This is a genomic window from Pseudomonas sp. P105 (assembly GCF_032614175.1).
Classification (GTDB): Bacteria; Pseudomonadota; Gammaproteobacteria; order Pseudomonadales; family Pseudomonadaceae; genus Aquipseudomonas; species Aquipseudomonas rhizophila.
The window spans coordinates 684,747-701,981 of record NZ_CP126693.1; the positions used below are offsets into that span (position 1 = coordinate 684,747).

General features: G+C 62.0%; 10 protein-coding genes. 5 read left to right on the forward strand and 5 right to left on the reverse strand.

From position 1 onward, the window contains the following. Positions 1-30: 30 nt before the first annotated feature. The 4 genes from QOM08_RS02955 to QOM08_RS02970 form a co-directional block, all read right to left on the reverse strand. Positions 31-753, reverse strand: coding sequence for a cobalt-precorrin-6A reductase (locus QOM08_RS02955; RefSeq protein ID WP_188252138.1), 723 nt, complete (start codon positions 751-753; stop codon positions 31-33). After that, complete coding sequence (locus QOM08_RS02960; RefSeq protein WP_316912539.1) at positions 750-1,847, reverse strand: cobalt-precorrin-5B (C(1))-methyltransferase; 1,098 nt, start codon at positions 1,845-1,847, stop codon at positions 750-752. The genes QOM08_RS02955 and QOM08_RS02960 overlap by 4 nt, the downstream gene beginning before the upstream one ends. Next, on the reverse strand, positions 1,840-3,051 hold the full coding sequence (cbiE, locus tag QOM08_RS02965; protein ID WP_076382854.1) for a precorrin-6y C5,15-methyltransferase (decarboxylating) subunit CbiE: 1,212 nt from the start codon (positions 3,049-3,051) through the stop codon (positions 1,840-1,842). Before cbiE ends, QOM08_RS02960 begins: the two co-directional genes overlap by 8 nt. A 277-nt stretch (positions 3,052-3,328) precedes the next feature. After that, positions 3,329-4,234, reverse strand: coding sequence for a zeta toxin family protein (locus QOM08_RS02970; RefSeq protein WP_047227376.1), 906 nt, complete (start codon positions 4,232-4,234; stop codon positions 3,329-3,331). A gap of 405 nt (positions 4,235-4,639) precedes the next feature. Between QOM08_RS02970 and cobG the strand changes: the two genes are divergently transcribed. The 5 genes from cobG to QOM08_RS02995 all read left to right on the forward strand — a co-directional run bounded on the left by cobG (position 4,640) and on the right by QOM08_RS02995 (position 16,539). Continuing rightward, positions 4,640-5,959, forward strand: coding sequence for a precorrin-3B synthase (cobG, locus tag QOM08_RS02975; protein ID WP_316912540.1), 1,320 nt, complete (start codon positions 4,640-4,642; stop codon positions 5,957-5,959). Further along, positions 5,952-6,578 (forward strand): precorrin-8X methylmutase, encoded by a 627-nt coding sequence (locus QOM08_RS02980; RefSeq protein WP_316912541.1) that lies wholly within the window; start codon positions 5,952-5,954, stop codon positions 6,576-6,578. Before cobG ends, QOM08_RS02980 begins: the two co-directional genes overlap by 8 nt. Then, positions 6,575-7,309, forward strand: coding sequence for a precorrin-2 C(20)-methyltransferase (locus QOM08_RS02985; RefSeq protein ID WP_080962883.1), 735 nt, complete (start codon positions 6,575-6,577; stop codon positions 7,307-7,309). Before QOM08_RS02980 ends, QOM08_RS02985 begins: the two co-directional genes overlap by 4 nt. After that, the gene (cobJ, locus tag QOM08_RS02990; protein WP_316912542.1) at positions 7,309-9,000 is read left to right on the forward strand and encodes a precorrin-3B C(17)-methyltransferase; all 1,692 of its coding nucleotides are present in this window, start codon (positions 7,309-7,311) and stop codon (positions 8,998-9,000) included. The genes QOM08_RS02985 and cobJ overlap by 1 nt, the downstream gene beginning before the upstream one ends. A gap of 465 nt (positions 9,001-9,465) precedes the next feature. Further along, on the forward strand, positions 9,466-16,539 hold the full coding sequence (locus tag QOM08_RS02995) for a TcdA/TcdB pore-forming domain-containing protein (RefSeq protein WP_410479123.1): 7,074 nt from the start codon (positions 9,466-9,468) through the stop codon (positions 16,537-16,539). 54 nt (positions 16,540-16,593) lie between these two features. Here QOM08_RS02995 and QOM08_RS03000 read toward each other — a convergent pair whose 3' ends face one another. After that, complete coding sequence (locus tag QOM08_RS03000; RefSeq protein ID WP_047227382.1) at positions 16,594-17,190, reverse strand: MarC family protein; 597 nt, start codon at positions 17,188-17,190, stop codon at positions 16,594-16,596. Positions 17,191-17,235: the final 45 nt, after the last annotated feature.

The following is a 17,235-nucleotide window of genomic DNA, read 5'->3' on the forward strand; positions in this document are numbered from 1 at the left end:
GACAGGCTTGTAGGACGGTGCAGGTTTCTGTCAGACCAAATGCCGAAGCCCCTGCAACACCTCATCCACCGTCCCAAATTCCCGATCCACCCCCGGCAACACCGGCCGCTTCAACACCAGCACCGGCAGCCCCCGCTCCCGCGCCACTTCCAGCTTCGGCTCGGTGGCCGTGCTGCCGCTGTTCTTGCTGATCAGCACATCGATCCGCCGCCGTTCGAACAGTTCGCGCTCACCGTCAATATGAAACGGTCCACGGGCACCTATGACTTCGCAGCGCTCATTACCGGGGTAAACCTCCAGGGCCCGCAGGGTCCAGAATTGCTCGGGCGGGATTTCGTGCAGGTGTTGCAGCGGCTCGCGGCCAAGGGTGAAGAGGGGGCGGTGGAACGGCAGCAGGGACTGGATCAGTTCGGCCCAGTCGGCCACTTCGCGCCAGTCATCCCCGGCCTGGGGTTGCCATGCCGGACGGCGCAGGGCCCAGCAGGGAATGCCGCAAGCGCGGGCTGCGTGGGCGGCGTTGTGGCTGATTTGTGCGGCGTAGGGGTGGGTCGCATCCAGCAACAGGTCGATGCCTTGGTCTCGAATGAATTGCGTCAGCCCTTCGGCGCCGCCGTAGCCGCCGACGCGCACCTGACAGGTCAGGTCGGTGGGAACGCGGCCGATCCCCGCCAGGCTGTAGAGGTGTGTTGGGCCCAGGGTGCGGGCGATGGCCAGGGCTTCGGTGATCCCCCCCAGCAGCAGGATGCGTTTCATTTGAAAGCTCCGGCGTGACCGACGATGCCGCCCTGGCGGTCGATGGCGAAGACTTCGACCTGGACCTGGGCCGGTACGATGCCGCGAGCGAAGGCCAAGGCGTGTTCGCAGACTGCGTCGCCGAGGGCGATGCCAGCGGCGCTGGCCATCGCCAGGGCTTGTTGGCTGGTGTTGGCCTGGCGAATGCCTTGCTGCAATGCCTCATCGGCACCGATGGCGGCTGCCCATTGCGCCAGTTGTGGCAGGTCGATACTTGAATGACGGCTGTGCAGGTCCATGTGACCGGCGGCCAATTTGCTGATTTTGCCAAAGCCGCCACAGAGGCTGAGCTTCTCCACGGGCACCTTGCGCACATGCTTGAGCACCGCCCCGACAAAATCGCCCATTTCGATCAGGGCGATTTCCGGCAGGTTGTAGACCCGGCGCATGGTGTCTTCGCTGGCGTTGCCGGTGCAGGCGGCGATGTGCAGGTAACCGTTGGTTTTCGCCACGTCGATGCCCTGGTGGATCGAGGCAATGTAGGCCGCGCAGGAGAATGGTCGGACGATGCCGCTGGTGCCGAGGATCGACAGGCCGCCGAGGATCCCCAGCCGGGGATTCATGGTTTTCAGCGCCAGCGCTTCGCCGCCCTCAACGTTGACCGTGACCTCGAAGCCGCCGGCATACCCGGCTTGCTCGGCCAGCCGTCCCAGGTGGTCGCCGATCATTTTACGTGGTACCGGATTGATCGCCGGCTCACCGACGTCCAATACCAATCCTGGCCGCGTCACGGTGCCCACGCCACGCCCGGCAATGAAGCGCACCCCAGGCTCGGCTGTCAGCCGCACTTGGGAAAACAGCAGCGCGCCGTGGGTCACGTCCGGGTCATCGCCGGCGTCCTTGATCGTCCCGGCTTCGGCGCCTTGCTCGGTCAGGCGGCAGAATTCCAGGCGCATCTGCACGTGCTTGCCTTTGGGCAGCACGATCTCCACGGCATCGGTCTGGATGCCGCAAAGCAGCAGCCGGGCGGCCGCCAGACTGGTGGCGGTGGCGCAACTGCCGGTGGTCAGGCCGCTGCGCAGGGGCGCGGGTTGTTCGGCGGTTTCGTCACGCATCGAAGGGTTTGACCAGGTCGAGCAAGGTGATGGGCAATGCCTGGCGCCAGGTGTCGAACTCGCCCAATGGCTGGGCCTGGGCGATGTGGATACGGGTCAGTTCGCCGCCATGAAGTTCGCGCCAGTTCATCAGCGTCATCTCGCTCTGCAGCGTCACGGCGTTGGCCACCAGCCGTCCGCCGGGCTTGAGTCGAGCCCAGCAAGCGTCGAGCACGCCCTCGCGGGTTACGCCGCCGCCGATGAATACCGCGTCCGGCGGCTCCAGTCCTTCCAGGGCCTGCGGTGCCCGCCCGCGGATCAGTTGCAGACCGGGCACGCCTAGGGTGTCGCGGTTTCGTTCGATCAACCCTTGGCGGCCTTCGTCGGCCTCGATGGCCAGGGCTCGGCAACTGGGGTGGGCGCGCATCCATTCGATACCGATGGAGCCGCTGCCCGCCCCCACATCCCAGAGCAATTCACCGGGCATCGGGGCCAGACGGGCGAGGGTAATGGCGCGCACGTCACGTTTGGTGAGCTGGCCGTCATGTTCAAACGCAGTGTCCGGCAAACCGGCCAGGCGCGACAGGCGCAACGCCGAGGGTTCGGCGCGGCATTCGATGGCGATCAGGTTCAGGTCCGCGACGGTGGGATCGGACCATTGTGCCGCACAGCTTTCGATCCGCCGTTCGGCGGCGCCGCCCAGATGTTCGAGCACGGTCATGGGGCTGGGGCCGAAGCCGCGCTCGCGAAGTAGCGCCGCCACGGCGGCAGGACTGTGGCGGTCGTTGCTCAGCAGCAACAGCCGGACGCCTGTGGATAAGTGAGCGCTGAGTGCCGCCAGGGGCCGTGCCACCAGCGACAGGGTGACCACCTCCTGCAAGGGCCAACCCATGCGGGCCGCCGCCAGCGAACAGGACGATGGCGCTGGAATGACCCGCATCTGCTCGCCAGGCAGGTGTTTGGCGAGGCTGGCGCCTACGCCATAGAACATGGGATCGCCGCTGGCCAGCACGCACACGGGGTCTCCGCGCCGTGCCAGCAGCGGTTCGAGGGAAAATGGACTGGGCCACAGCTCCCGTTCACCGCGGATGCACAGCGGCAATAGCGCCAACTGGCGCTCACTGCCCAGAATACGCGAGGCCTGCAGCAAAGCGTGGCGAGCCGCTCGGCCCAGGCCCTTGAAGCCGTCTTCACCGATGCCCACTACGGTCAGCCAGGGGGTCATCTCTGTTCCTCGAATGGATAGGTTTGATCGGCGGGCTTGTTGCGCACGCGAACCGGGCCGCCATCATACCGTGCGCCTTCGGTTATGGCGTGGGCTGTTGGGAGCCTGCCGGCGTGCGGCACCGATTCAGACAGACCGCTTCGCGAGCAGGCTCGCTCCCACAGTTTTGATTGGGGGAGGCACAAGGTCTGTGTTTGCCACAGGTCCCCTGTGGGAGCGAGCCTGCTCGCGATGGCGCCGGCACATTCAACATCACCTTCTCAAGCAGGCAGCCGATTCATCGGTAGACGTATTTGAGGATATAGGCATACAGATCGTTGTAGACCGAGTCGGGTACGTGTTCAGCATGGGGCTGGGTCTTGAGCAGTGTCAGGTGGCACTCCTTTACCATTTCTTCGCGGTCGCCGATGAGGTGGAGGCGGTTGTTGGTGATGATCTCGAAGGCATTTGCATAAACCACCTTCGGTCCCGCGATGAGCAAAGTCCCGTCCGGATCGAGGGTATAGGTGCTTTGGGTGCGCAGGATCCGTTCCTTCAAAGGGCCGAACCCGCGCTCGTACAAGCATATCTGCGAGCCGCTGACTGCTTTGGCCGCCGTCTCGATAGCCAGCAGGGTCGGCTGGGCGTTGCCCAGGCTGGCATTGAGCGCCGATAGCGTGACGAACCTTTCCAGCTCCTGTTTTTCCAGGCTTCTGAGGGCTCTTTTGATACTCGATAGATGAGCGAACTCTTTTTTGCAGGCGATGATGTGGGTTTCCAGCTGATAGCCCGCTGCCGTGGCCATCGCCGGGAAGGCCGCGAAATCGATGCTATCGAACGCGCATTCCATGATGATGTTGTATTTTTTCCTGAACGCCTCTGCGAAGATTTTCGAGCAAACCTCTCGAACAAAGGCCTCTGTATGCTCATAAGCATGCAGCACACCGCGTTTGATCATTTCGGCGTAGTGAGGGTGTTTTTCCCGGTACTCGGGCAGGTACAGGCGCACATGATTGTCGTAGCGTTGGGAGGGCAGGAGGCTTTTTTCCAGCAGATAGGTTTTACCCGATCCCTGCGATCCGGCGACGATCAGCATTTTGGGGACGGACTCGACCGTAATGCCATTGAACAGCGTGTCGGTGATTCCGGTGAATGCGGTCGTGACCTGTTCCGGGGTGTAGGCGTAATTCGATGCGTGTGGCATATCCTGATGTCCTTATCAAAGATTCCCATGAAGTGAAGTGAGTGGTTGCCCTTTGAATAAAGCGGGGTTTTGCGGCTTGTTCAAATGAGCATGTGTTCCAAGATATATGCCTGTTTTTTAAGGTAAAAATCCCTACATGGAAGGCGCCGGAAACTTACGTCAGCGTGCCTGACACCGAACCCCTTTGGCGGGCTTGCTCGCGAAGGCCCTGGCACATTCAACATCACCCTTTCAGGTGGACCGCTATCGCGAACAGGCTCGCTCCCCCCGTTTTGTGGCCGTGATCAGCTCCCTGGCGCAGCGCGATGCCCGCAATCCGACCAGCAAGCTTTTCATGCCCCCCGGCAAAGCAGGCATAATGGCGGGCCTTCGCCGTTGCGGCGTGCCTTATCGACCGGTTTGCCCTTGAACGAACGTCCATCATCCAGCGTCATACGCCCCTCGGGTTGTCCGGGGTTGCTGCGTGTCGTCCAGGCGCTGGACGGAGGGATCTGCCGGATCAAGCTCGACGGTGGTTCCATCCAGGCGGATCAGGCCGACGCCGTGGCGTTGGCGGCCGAGCGGTTCGCCGGTGGCGTCATCGAGGCGACCAACCGCGCCAACCTGCAAATCCGTGGGATTGGGCCCCAGCACGATGCGTTGATCGAGCCCTTGCTGAACGCCGGACTTGGCCCCCGCAAACTGGCCGGCGATGACGTGCGCAACCTGATGCTCAGCCCCACGGCCGGGATCGACCGGCAGATGCTGCTCGATACCCGTCCGTTGGCCGCGCGGATTCTTTTCACCCTGCAAACCCATGAACGCTTCCATGAGCTGTCGGCCAAGTTCGCCGTGCAATTGGACGGCGGGGAAGGGTTGGCGATGCTTGAACATCACCATGACCTGTGGCTCTCGGCGCTGGTTCGCAACGGCGAGCCGTGGCTGGCCTTCGGGCTGGCCGGCACCCCGCTGGATAACCCGGACGGCGCTGTGGGCCTGGCCCAGGGACATGATTTGGTGGTAGCGGTGCTGGAGTTGTTTCTCGACCTGGCCCGTCCCGACCAGACGCGCATGCGTCACGTGCTGGCCGAAATCCCGAGGGATGAGTTCCTCGTCCAGTTGGCCCGCCGCGTGGCGTTGCAGCCCCCTCCGGATTGGCGGCGGGGCGAGTCCATCGACGGATTGCACATCGGCATCCATTCCCAGTACGACGACCGGGTCTACGTTGGCGCGGCGGCGCCTCTGGGCCGGCTCGACGCCGTCATGCTGCGCGCAGCGGCGCAATTGGCGCGGGACAAGGGCGACGCCAGCCTGCGTTTCAGCCCCTGGCAGAGCCTGTTGCTGCCCAACGTGCGCCGCGAGGATGCGCCCGGTGTGCGGGCACGGCTCGAGGAGCTGGGGCTGTTGTGCTCGCTCGAGCAACCCCTGGCGCAACTCATCGCGTGTACCGGCTCCAGTGGCTGTGGCAAAGCCCTGGCCGACACCAAGGCCGATGCTCGTCAATTGGCCGAGCTGCTGCAACGCCAGGGCCGTGCCCTGAAGATCCATCTATCGGGCTGTCCGCGTTCCTGCGCAGCGGCCCATGTCGCGCCCGCCACCTTGCTGGCGGTCGCCCCCGGTCGTTACGACCTGTATTTTCGCGATGCGACGCTGCCGGGTTTCGGCGCGTTGCAGGCGCACGATCTAACTATTGAAGCGCTCGGCCACTGGCTCGACGCTCGCCCCCGGAGCCCCCTTGATGCTTGATTACATCCGCGACGGTCAGGAGATCTATCGCAACTCCTTCGCGATCATTCGCACCGAAGCCAACCTGGCGCGCATTCCGGCCGACTTGGAAAAACTCGCGGTGCGGGTGATTCACGCCTGCGGCATGGTCGAGGCCGTCGATGGCCTGCAGTTTTCCGAGGGCGCCGGCACGGCGGGACGCCAGGCGCTGGCCGCCGGTGCGCCGATCCTGTGCGATGCGCGGATGGTCAGCGAAGGCGTGACCCGGGCTCGCCTGCCAGCGAACAATCCGGTGATCTGTACCTTGCGCGACGAGAGCGTGCCGGCGTTGGCCCTTGAATTGGGCAACACCCGTTCGGCGGCCGCCCTGGAGCTTTGGCGTCCGCATCTGGAAGGCAGTGTCGTGGTGATCGGCAACGCGCCGACCGCCCTGTTCTACCTGTTGGAAATGCTCGATGCCGGCGCGCCGAAACCGGCACTGATCCTGGGCTTCCCGGTGGGCTTCGTCGGTGCCGCCGAGTCCAAGGCGATGCTGGCAGCCAACAGCCGTGGCGTGCCGTTCGTGATCATGCAAGGCCGGCTCGGCGGCAGCGCCATGGCCGCCGCCGCCGTCAACGCCCTCGCTACGGAGATTGAATGATGCAGCAGCCTGGACGTCTGATCGGCCTCGGCGTAGGCCCCGGTGACCCGGAACTGATTACGGTCAAGGCCCTGCGCCTGCTGCGCGAATCGCCGGTGGTGGCGTACTTTGTCGCCAAGGGCAAGAAGGGCAACGCTTTCGGCATCATCGAGGCGCATTTGCAGGAGGCGCAGACTTTGCTGCCGCTGGTTTATCCGGTGACCACCGAAGCGCTGCCGGCCCCGCTGTCCTATGAACAGGTCATCGCCGACTTCTACGACACCGCTGCCGAGCAGTTGGCCGTGCATCTGGATGCCGGTCGTGATGTGGCGGTGATCTGCGAGGGCGATCCGTTCTTCTACGGCTCTTACATGTACCTGCACGATCGCCTGGCCGAGCGCTATGACGCCGAGGTGATTCCTGGCGTGTGCTCGATGCTCGGTGGCGCCTCGGTGCTGGGTGCGCCGCTGGTCTATCGCAATCAGAGCCTGTCGGTGCTCTCTGGCGTGCTGCCCTTTGAGGAGCTCAAGCGCCGCCTGGCCGACGCCGATGCGGCGGTGATCATGAAGCTGGGGCGTAACTTCCCCAAGGTTCGGCAGGTGCTCCAGGAACTGGGCCTGGACGGTCGGGCGTTGTACGTCGAGCGGGCAACCATGGCCAACCAGAAGATCGTGCCGCTGGATGAAGTCGAGCCGATGTCCTCGCCGTACTTCTCGCTGATCATCGTGCCCGGCGAACGGTGGCAGGGTTGATGACTTCCAAAGTGCCGGCCATTGTCATCCTCGGCCCGGGCAGTCTCGCCACCGCCCGGCGAATCCAGCAGCGCTACCCTGACGCCCTGATTCACGGCCTGAGCGGACGGGTCGAGGGTGTGGATCGTCAATACACCGAGTTCGGCACAACGCTGCGCGAGCTCTACCAACAGGACACGCCGATCATCGCCCTGTGCGCGGCCGGCATCGTCATCCGCACGCTGGCGCCGCTGCTGCTGGAAAAAGGCGTCGAGCCGCCGGTGCTGGCGGTGGCCGAGGACGGCAGCGCGGTGGTGCCGCTGCTTGGCGGGCTGGGCGGGGTCAATGTCATGGCCCGTGATATCGCCACAGCGCTGCAAGTCACCCCGGCGATCACCACCAGCGGTGAATTGCGTTTTGGCACTTGCCTGCTCAATCCGCCGAGCGGTTACCGTCTTGACGATCTGGAGCAGGGCAAGCGCTTTGTATCCGATCTGCTGGCAGGTGAATCGGTGCGCATCGAAGGCGCCGCGCCGTGGCTGGCTCAGGCGCAGTTACCCGAGGATGAACGGGCACGGTTGGCGATCCGTATCGACAGTGCTGCGGGTACACCGGCGGCGGATGAGCTGCGTATTTATCCGCGCAATGTGCTGGTGGCGTTGAGTGCAGGGGCGTCGGCGGACATCGGCGCGATACTGGAGCAGGCCGGCCTCGCGCCGCAGTCGCTGGCGTGCCTGTTGGCGGCGGACAGCGACATGGCCCGTCCTGAGCTGCACGAAACGGCATCGGCCTTGGGTGTGCCGCTGCGTTTTGCCGCAACCATTGGCAACCTCGAAACAGGGTTGAGCGATGCCCTCGGCCAAACGGCATCGCTACAGGTCATGGGCAGCCATGCCATCGCCGTGGCCGAGCAGCCCCTCGACCCCGACCAGATTGGCCGCCCGCGCGGGCGTCTTGCCGTGATCGGCCTTGGCCCCGGCGCTGCCGAGTTGATGGTGCCGGCCGTGCGCGCCGAACTCGACCGTGCCACCGATGTGCTGGGCTACGAAACCTACGTGCGCATGGCCGGTCCCTTCCGGTCCGATCAGGTGCAGCACTGCACCGACAACCGCGAGGAAATGCAGCGTGCCCGTCATGCCTTCGAGCTGGCAGCCCAAGGGCGATCCGTGGTGGTGGTGTCGTCCGGCGATCCAGGCGTGTTCGCCATGGCCGCCGCGGTGCTCGAAGCGCTGCACGAGTCGACGGATGCCCATTGGCATAGCGTCGACCTGCAAATCCTTCCGGGCGTCTCGGCTTCCCTCGCCACCGCCGCCCAGGCCGGTGCGCCTCTGGGTCATGATTTTTGCGTGATGTCTCTGTCGGACAATCTCAAACCGTGGTCGATCATCGAGAAACGCCTGGATCTGGCGGCTGAAGCAGACCTGGCCCTGGCGTTCTACAACCCGATCTCCCGTTCCCGACCGTGGCAGCTGGGGCGAGCGCTGGAGATCGTTGCGCAACATCGCACGCCGCACACGCCGGTGGTGTTGGGGCGTGATATCGGTCGTCCGGGCCAGACCCTGCGGGTCACGACATTGGGACAGTTGACCCCGGACCAGGTGGACATGCGCACCATGGTGCTGATCGGTTCCTCCACCACGTGTGTATTCCCGCGCGCCGAAGGGGGCGACTGGGTGTACACGCCGCGTTGGTATGGCAGCAAACCGCTCTGATAAAACCCGGCGGCCCGCCTGGGCCGCCTCTATCTGACTTCGTCATGTTCGAGACTTCGTGGGTACAAGACGACCCGCTGTTTGACGCTGTAGACGTCGCGAATACCTGTTTGTTTGAATAATGAAATAAATATTCGATGCGCGAGCGCTAAGTCATTGTGTTCGGAAACTTATTGAATTCCTTGTGAGTTGAACAGCGTTCGAAGTGTGGGCTATGTTTGCTTCCGCTTTGAAATTTATTGGGACTGTGAAGTGCTGTTTGCGGCCTGAGTGAACGCTGTTGTTGGGGCGCACTGCGGATGGCTGCTACTTATCTATTGCAGGAGAGAGCGCGCAACTTCTCCTGACAAGATTATTTCTTTGGATTGCTTGATGCAGAGGCTGCTCGAGTGCTTGGAAGCGCTTGTGGGCGGTCATCGTGCAAGGCTGTCCTGTATTTATATACGATAAATGGAAGTATTGTTTATGAGTGAGCCTGAGCGTTCATCGGCGGATGACTACGTCGATTTTGTGAGTTTGTTGAAACTAAAGGATCTTGAACGGGCCTTAATACCGTACAAGGGTTCCGAACAATATGATTCGGTACTTCGGTATTACTTTGGTTGTATCGCCTTGTTGGATTCTGCGCGCATGTTGGAACCGTTGGGGCTGCTCAAGCAGGCGGTGGGAACCTTGCAGGGAAACAGCCGGCGCCGTCGTGCGCCGGAGCCGCTGAGCACCGATGGCGCCGGGCCTGCGAACCTGGCGCAGATACAAAACAAAATCGAGGGTTTCGAAGCGCGCCTGCACAACAGCTTCGAGCAGTTGAAATTACCCGCTACCGAAGTGCCGAAAAACCTGCATTTTGTCTGGCTTGGGGGCGGCGTCGGGGCGATTCAGCGTGATTACATCAATATCTGGAAAAAGGTGATGGGCCCGCAGGGCTATCGCCTCAGTCTCTGGTATGACAGCGACGCGCTGCTGGCCTATGAGACCAACCGGATCATTGTCGAAGCCGCGAAGGCCGATGCCATGCTCAATGGCGGGCAGGCCAGTGTCGATCCGTTGGAGTTGGGCGACCGTTATGAAGAACGCGCCATCGTCCTGAAGCAGCAGATGTATGCGCATATCACCAAGGTTGTGAAGAACGGCGGCAGTGCCGATGAGGCTCGAATCGATCTGCTGGTTCGCGCCTACGGCCAGGATAAGGCGCGGCTCAATACCCTGATGAACGATAACCGCCTCAGCCTCACGGCCTTGGCTGAGGGTTGCCTGAGCCTGCGCGACGTTGCCGCCGGTCAAGCACCCCTTCACTTGCGGGATATCTACGAACGCGAGATCAGTCTGCGTGGCATGTTTGCCGGGGGCTCCGACATTGTGCGTGTCGAAGCCCTGTTCGCCGAAGGGGGCAGCTATGTCGATATCGATCACCTGCCGCCCTTGCTGGAGAAACTGGGGGAGGTGGACATTCGTGAGTTCAAGACCGACGCGCGCCTGGGGGTGTTGCAGTTGTTGCTTGATCGAAACCCGGATTGGATGCCCGGCCGTCAGGCATTGCGCAGCCAGTACACGGATTATCTCCACGCGATCCCGTCGCAGCATCGCGATGCGCTGGAGCGGTTCGCTAAAAGCCAGCCCGAGTTGAACCGCGTTTTTCGCCCGCCGGTGGAGCGTCTGGCGCGTCCGTACGAGCTGCGCGCCGTTGCCGCGCGAAACTCGTTGAGCAACGCTTTTTTGATGGGCCACCCTGGGGCGGCGATGCTCAAAACCGTGCTCGAGCGTTTCAGGCTCAACTATGAAATCGTCGATGCCACCGCGCGCCTGGCCGATGAGCAAAACGTTGCCCTTACCGATGCCCAGAGCATGATCGGCCTTGCGCGTCAGGCCGCAACGCAGGTTTTCGGTGCGTTTCACGAACTGTCGCCGGAAGCGGAAATGGCCGCGGCGTTTCTGGTGGAGGCGGCCGCCACTTACTACAGCGACGGTATCCGCCCCCAGAGCGAAGTGACGATCTACCTGACCGGCCCAGCCGCCATGCGCGAGGGGATGGCCGATTACCACCGGGCGCATTTCACCCCGCGAACCGCCGAGCAGTGGCGCGCGGAGGCGGCCATCGCCGCCGTCGGCAGCGTCAATGGGGCCACCGAGGAGGAGCTGGATCACTCCTGGAAGGAAAACGAAAGTGACACCGGGCAATGGCTCGTTAACGAGAAAAAACGCTGGCAAGAGGGCCGGTTCAAGGCTCGTTATGCCGGCGATATGGCCGAGCTGCTCAAATACCGTACGCTCCAGTTCGATGAAGGCTGGCCGGTGATCGAGGGGCGACATGTGTTGTCCACCGAGCTTTTGCAGCATCTTGCCGATGAGCTGGGTAAGCCGTTCATGCAGATGATGAGTCTGGGCCATGACGGGACGGTGATTTTCGACAAGGCGATACCGCTGGGTTTTGATGAACGTCAGTCGATCCTCGCCCAAAGCGCCAGTGCGTTACCGCCAGCATCGTTGAGCGATCAGCAAACGCGCCGGTTGTCCGTCGTTGAGCTTCTGGAGCGCCTCGCCAAAGGTGATTTTGAAGTCGCTCAATTGAGTCCCCTGCAACGTCTGCTGCTGGGGGGCTTGACCGGTGCGACGGCCTTGGATAATCGCAGCTTCGATGCGGTACGCCCGCAGTTGGATAACCTGGCCAACAACGTCGCGAACCAGGGAAGCGCCGGCGGCTATGCAACGATCGAGCATGCGTTGTACCAACGTAAGGCGCCGGCTTTTCTGGCCGGGCTTGCCAGTGCGGCCGAGTATCCGCCAGGGCATGAGGAGACCGCCCTGGCCCTGAAGAAAAACGCCCTGGAGCAGCCTTTGACATTGCGCCAATGGGGCCAGCACGTCGCCCGGATCCGCCAGGTGGCGAAGCTTGAATACCGTGTCCGGGTCGTTGAACGCCTCGGTACTGTCCTGGACGATTTCGATGCCGACACAATCAAGCTTGTACCTCAGGATCTGCTGCTCCAGGGCGATGGCGACAGGGTGGGCGGACGTTGTTATCCCTTGGCCCTGGCAATGGCGGCAGCCTTGTCGCAGGACAAGGTTGCGGTCAATACCTTGCGTGAGCGGTTCTACCTGGGGGTGATCGAGCCTCAGGCCAGTGATTCGCAGACGTTCCTCAACTGCGTGGAGTCGTTGCGCGACGTGCAGATCGGCGACGTCGGCCGTGGGTTGGCGCGCTCGGATCTGAATGCGGTGGTGGACATTCTGCAAGCCAGGACAACGACCAGCACGCTGATGCTCAACTCCGATAATCACGCCATGCTGGTGGCCAAGACCCTAGAGGGGGAGCGCAGTACGTATCACTTCTACGATCCGAACTTTGGCGTATTCGAGTTCCAGCAGGCGACACGCTTCAGGCAAGCCTTGGAGCAGTTCTTCCTTCAGCACGAGATGGCCAGTTATTACGCCGCGTATGGCGATGCGGCGCGCCCGACCTTCGATCTCATCGACCTGGACGGTGCCAAGGTGGCGAGCCTGGCATTGTCTGGTGCAATTGATGTTTCCAAACTGCTGCAACCCGGCGCGCTGCCCGGGCAGGCGCTGCGCCCGGTCAGGCAGCGCCTGGCCAATGCCCGGGGGCAGTCGCTGCAGAGTAATCCTCGACTGGGCAACTGTCTGCTGGCGCTGGATGGCCAGTGGTGGGGGCAACAGATCGCGCAGGCAACGGCCCATCTTCAGCAGGCGGGTCAATTGGCATCAGGCCTTGTGCCGTTGTTCGAAACCCTGGAGGTCATGTCGAACGGATCGTACCGCATAAGCCTGATCGATCCTGAGAGTCCCGAGCACCTGGTACGGGTCGTCACTGACGACCATCGACTCTTGCGTATAAAAAGCTACCTCTCGGAACGTTTTTCAGCCTTGGCCAATAAACCGTCCGTGCCCAGCGATCCCACCGAAGTGGGCAGCGTCCATACCCTGAACGCCGGTTTCGCCATACAGGCATTGATGAATGCATTGAGACGGCAGGAAGGGCCTGATCGCTCCCTGACGCTGGCGGTGCGCTTGCATGGCTATGTCAATTACGCGCAATTGGTTCACGGCAACGTGGTGGATATCGCGGGCCTGGTGGGGCTGGTGCGTCAGGCACTGGCTGAAGAAAAACTGATTGCCCGTACCGTCGCGCCAGTGGTGAAGGCGGCGGTGGGAAGCAGCGTGAGCGAAGCGACAGGGGGGCTACTGCAACTGGCGAATGTCGGCTTCGACATCTATCAGTTGTCGACTGCCCGAAACGAAGTGGAACGCGCGCAGTTCGGCACCCAACTGGCGTTTGACTCGGCCGGTCTGGCGTTGTCGGTAGGCGCTTACGCCGCCGGTGCCACCACCGCCGGAGCGTTTCTGGGCGGCGCCGCGGTGATGCTGGGCGGGCTGGCGGTGGGGGTGGCCGCGCTGGCCCAGGGTTTCGCCACCATTGCTGAAGAAGCCAAGCAAGTCGGGCTTTTCTTCGATGAGGCTACAAAAGCTCATCTTCAGCCTTATCACTTTGATGCCCCCAGTGGGGCATGGCTGCCGCGTTCTTCGTTGATCGTTCAGACGCTGGACCTGACCCGCTCCGAGCTCGTGCTGGACAGCCCCAGGCTGTATCCGCTACGTGATCATTTCGGCGTGCCGACCTTTGATGACGATTACCGCCGGGCAATCGATATCCGTCGAGAGCTGAATCTGCCAGGTCGGGCCAAGTTCACGCCGCCGGCAGACCAGGTCGTCGTCCTGCCTTGCACACCGCAAACCTGTTATCGCTACGAGTACAAGGCGCTGCCCTTCGCGAGCCTGCGCCATGACACCGGTTTCGACACGGCCCGGCGTCTGGAAAAAAGGAAAGCGGATGGTGGCTGGCTGTTCCTGTTTTCGTTCTATTCGTTTCCCAGCGACTACATCCTCTACCGCATGGTGCCTGACTATCGGCCAACAGTGATCGATGTGTGGCTCGATTCCGTCGATCGCTCGCTGGTGGTGCCCGTTCTCCCTGCCGTCTGGCACGCAAAGGTTGCCTATCGGATTCGGGGTGCCGGAAAACGCTGCGCGTTGGGACTCAATCCCGGCGTGGGCCTGATCCTTGAGTCGGGGCCTGCGCAGAAGTCCAGTTGGGTATTGGGCGCCCCTTGGGTCGGCGAGAGCGACATCCGTTTCGAGGGTTCAGGGAAACTGTTTATCGGTGAGCTCCAGGTGACGCTAACGGGAACGGGGAGCCATGAAATTGTGCTCAAGATCTCCGACAATCAAGTGTTTCAGGTTGAGCTGCAGGCATGCAAACTCACCCTCGTCGAGCAGGATGTGCCTCCGGGCATGAGTCGACAGGCGTTGCAGGGACACCTCAAGACTCTGGCTCAAAAGCACCGCCTGGTGATGCCGTATACGGCGGTGCACCATTATCTGATTCCGTTCGAGGCACCGGACGAACCCCGCTACGTTACGGCCTGGTACGACGCGAAGGAGGACCGCTTCCTGTACATCCGTGACGATATGCCGGGTGTCGATGGCGCTGTGTTGGGGGCGGTGGCGGGTGCTTCCTGTTACTTCTACGACCCGCAGAACCTGATCATCTGGCAAGTCGACGCGGTGACCGGGCTGTTGAGCCATCGTTATTGGCTGTGGGGCGCAAGCAATGTCGCAAGCACCATCAAGCGCGTCGAGGTGGATGCTCAGGGGGTGATTCATGTCGTTCAGCAAATCACCCGCAAGGATCAGGCCCGCGATGTTCTGGTTTATGTGATACATGAGGGGCAACTGCTGCTCAGTTCGATCACTCGGGACCTGGACCTGGCATTGGAGTCGGTCCTGAGTGCCAGCGAAACACTGGCCGACTGGTCGCTGATCCTTGGTAACGGCTACCCCTTTACCCCGTCCGCCAGCGAAAAGGACAGCTTCATCACCGTCAACTGGCGGCCTGCCCCCTTTGTTTCGGTTTGCTGGAAGCCCGAGGCGCAGTGGCGGGACATGGCCTGGGTTCGCCGCAGCGATCACTTGATCATCCGTCCCTCACCCCGCCGCAACCATCACCGTGGCTGGGCCGACTCGATCAAGCACATGACTGACCTGACGTTGCTGACACCGGCGGGCGACAGCGATGTGTTTGTCATCTATGACCGGCTCAGACAGGAACTGTGTCGCAAGCAACGTACCGAGGTGGCGGGAAAGGGACACTGGTCCGAAACATGGATGCGCCCGCAGAAGCTGGAAAACGTCATGGCGGTTGACGGCGGCTACGTCGCCCTGACGTCAGAGGGCCTGTTCTTCAACCTGACGAGCCAGGGCAGACTGGCCTTGGGCGGTTTGAGTGAAGTGTGGCTCAAGGATCGGGCGCACTGGTGGTCCGCATTGGAGCCCTTGGCCCGGCAATACGCAACCGACAGCTTTGCCCTGATCGGCTTGACCCACTTGAACGGTGACGCGAGGTTGTGTGCCTGGTACGTCGGCAACCGATTGTTGCTGGCTGAATGGGGGCATGCAAAGCAAGTGCGCCTGCTCGGCGTTACCCCGGATAGCGAAGCGGCCTGGCTGTTCGATGTATCGAGTGGCGAAGTCTATCGCCAGGCATTCATCGATCCGCAGAAACTGGAGTCCGCTTTTGGCCAGGGTTCGCAGTTGCTGCAGGCTGATGCATTACCCGCCGCGGAGCGTGCATGGGCGCCCTGGCAGTTTGTCGAACTGACGGTCGAAGGAGTGGGGCTGCGTGGCGTGACATTCGAGGGCGTGGTGGTTGTGCTGCGAGACCGGGAGCCGGCGTTGATTACCGGCGTCACTCACGAATGGGTCGTCGCACAAGGTGGCCGGAAGCTCGAGGGCCTCAAACAGCTGGCGGCCCAGCCATTTCGCAGCGCACTGCTGTCAGTGGAGGAGCCCGGTAACCTGCAATGGTTCGTCGCCGAGACCGAGCGTGTGATTCGGGTTCCCAAGACGGTCATTCCAGAGTCCTTTGAACTATTGGGCACCCAGCAGCGGAGCAACGTGCTGCTTCATGAAAGCAGGAACGGAAAGCTGCTGACCTTGCCGGGTATGGAGCATCTTGGGCCACTCAGTTACATCCGGCGTGATGCCGAGGTTCTGGCTATTGAGGGCCAGATGAAGGTTGATGATCTTCTTGCGCTGATGCCGGACGATGTTACGACTCTGGTCCTGCGCATGGGACAAGGCGCGGTGAGTTACAGGTTGTCGAAAGCGGCCTGGTTGAGAGTCAAGTCGGTCATTCTCGATTGCCGGCACTCGCTGGGCAGCGCGCAGACAATCCCCGGTAAGTTGATCTGGGAGCACGATGAGCCTGACCAGTTGTTGCTGAGCCCCATCCATGAACATCTGGTGATCATCGACCCGAACAGTGGGCACAGTGTGATTTTTCGTGAAGTGTATGCGGCGGATGTCAACTTGCGCGGAGAAGTCGTGCTCAGCTTTGGAGGAAACCGGCATTACACCGTCTCGACACTGATTGAGCAGTTGGGTGCTTTGCAGAATGCCAGCAACGGTGTCGCGCTCAAAGAGTTGTCACACGTATCGTATGAGGAGGAAAGCAATCTGGTGAGTTGACCACGGTCCGATATTCTCGCTGGGGTCTTACGTCGCAAGCAGACCGCTGCTGTGTCAGGGCACCAGATAGCCTCTGACCCCGGTAAAGATGATCTGCGCGGCCAACGCGCAGACAAACAACCCCATCAGGCGGCTGACAATCTGTAAGCCCTGGTCACCGAGAATCCGCTCGATGCGGCTGGACAGGTAAAGCACCACGCCGACGGTAAAGCTGGCCAGGGCGATGCTGATGATGGCCATGAGTTTGTCGTCCCAGTGCGGCTGGCTCACGCCCATCACCAGCAGGGCACCAATGGTGCCGGGGCCGACCGTCAACGGAATGGTCAGCGGGACAATGGTCACGTCCTGCTGAACATTATCTGTCTGTACGGCTGATTTGCCTTGGGCCATGCCCAGCGCCGAAATGAACAGCACGCTGCCGGCGCCGATTCGGAACGCATCCACGGTGATGCCGAACACGCTGAAAATCACCCGTCCGAACAAATACAGCAATACGCTGGACACCAGCGTCGCGATCGCGACTTTCCAGGCCAGGCGCCGTTGTTCCTTGCGCGAGTAGCCGCGAGTCAGGCCGATAAAACACGACAGCACGAAGAAGGGGCTGTAGAGCACCAGCATCTTCAGATAAACGCTGAACAACACATGAAGCATGGTCGAGGCTCAAGGCGGAGAAAGACGTCGGGGAGTCTATCAGGC

Coding starts and splice junctions, on each gene's coding strand:
- QOM08_RS02955 (WP_188252138.1), bottom strand. CDS start 753: ATGAAACGCATCCTGCTGCTGGGGGGGATCACCGAAGCCCTGGCCATC.
- QOM08_RS02960 (WP_316912539.1), bottom strand. CDS start 1,847: ATGCGTGACGAAACCGCCGAACAACCCGCGCCCCTGCGCAGCGGCCTG.
- cbiE (WP_076382854.1), bottom strand. CDS start 3,051: ATGACCCCCTGGCTGACCGTAGTGGGCATCGGTGAAGACGGCTTCAAG.
- QOM08_RS02970 (WP_047227376.1), bottom strand. CDS start 4,234: ATGCCACACGCATCGAATTACGCCTACACCCCGGAACAGGTCACGACC.
- QOM08_RS02980 (WP_316912541.1), top strand. CDS start 5,952: ATGCTTGATTACATCCGCGACGGTCAGGAGATCTATCGCAACTCCTTC.
- QOM08_RS02985 (WP_080962883.1), top strand. CDS start 6,575: ATGATGCAGCAGCCTGGACGTCTGATCGGCCTCGGCGTAGGCCCCGGT.
- cobJ (WP_316912542.1), top strand. CDS start 7,309: ATGACTTCCAAAGTGCCGGCCATTGTCATCCTCGGCCCGGGCAGTCTC.
- QOM08_RS02995 (WP_410479123.1), top strand. CDS start 9,466: ATGAGTGAGCCTGAGCGTTCATCGGCGGATGACTACGTCGATTTTGTG.
- QOM08_RS03000 (WP_047227382.1), bottom strand. CDS start 17,190: ATGCTTCATGTGTTGTTCAGCGTTTATCTGAAGATGCTGGTGCTCTAC.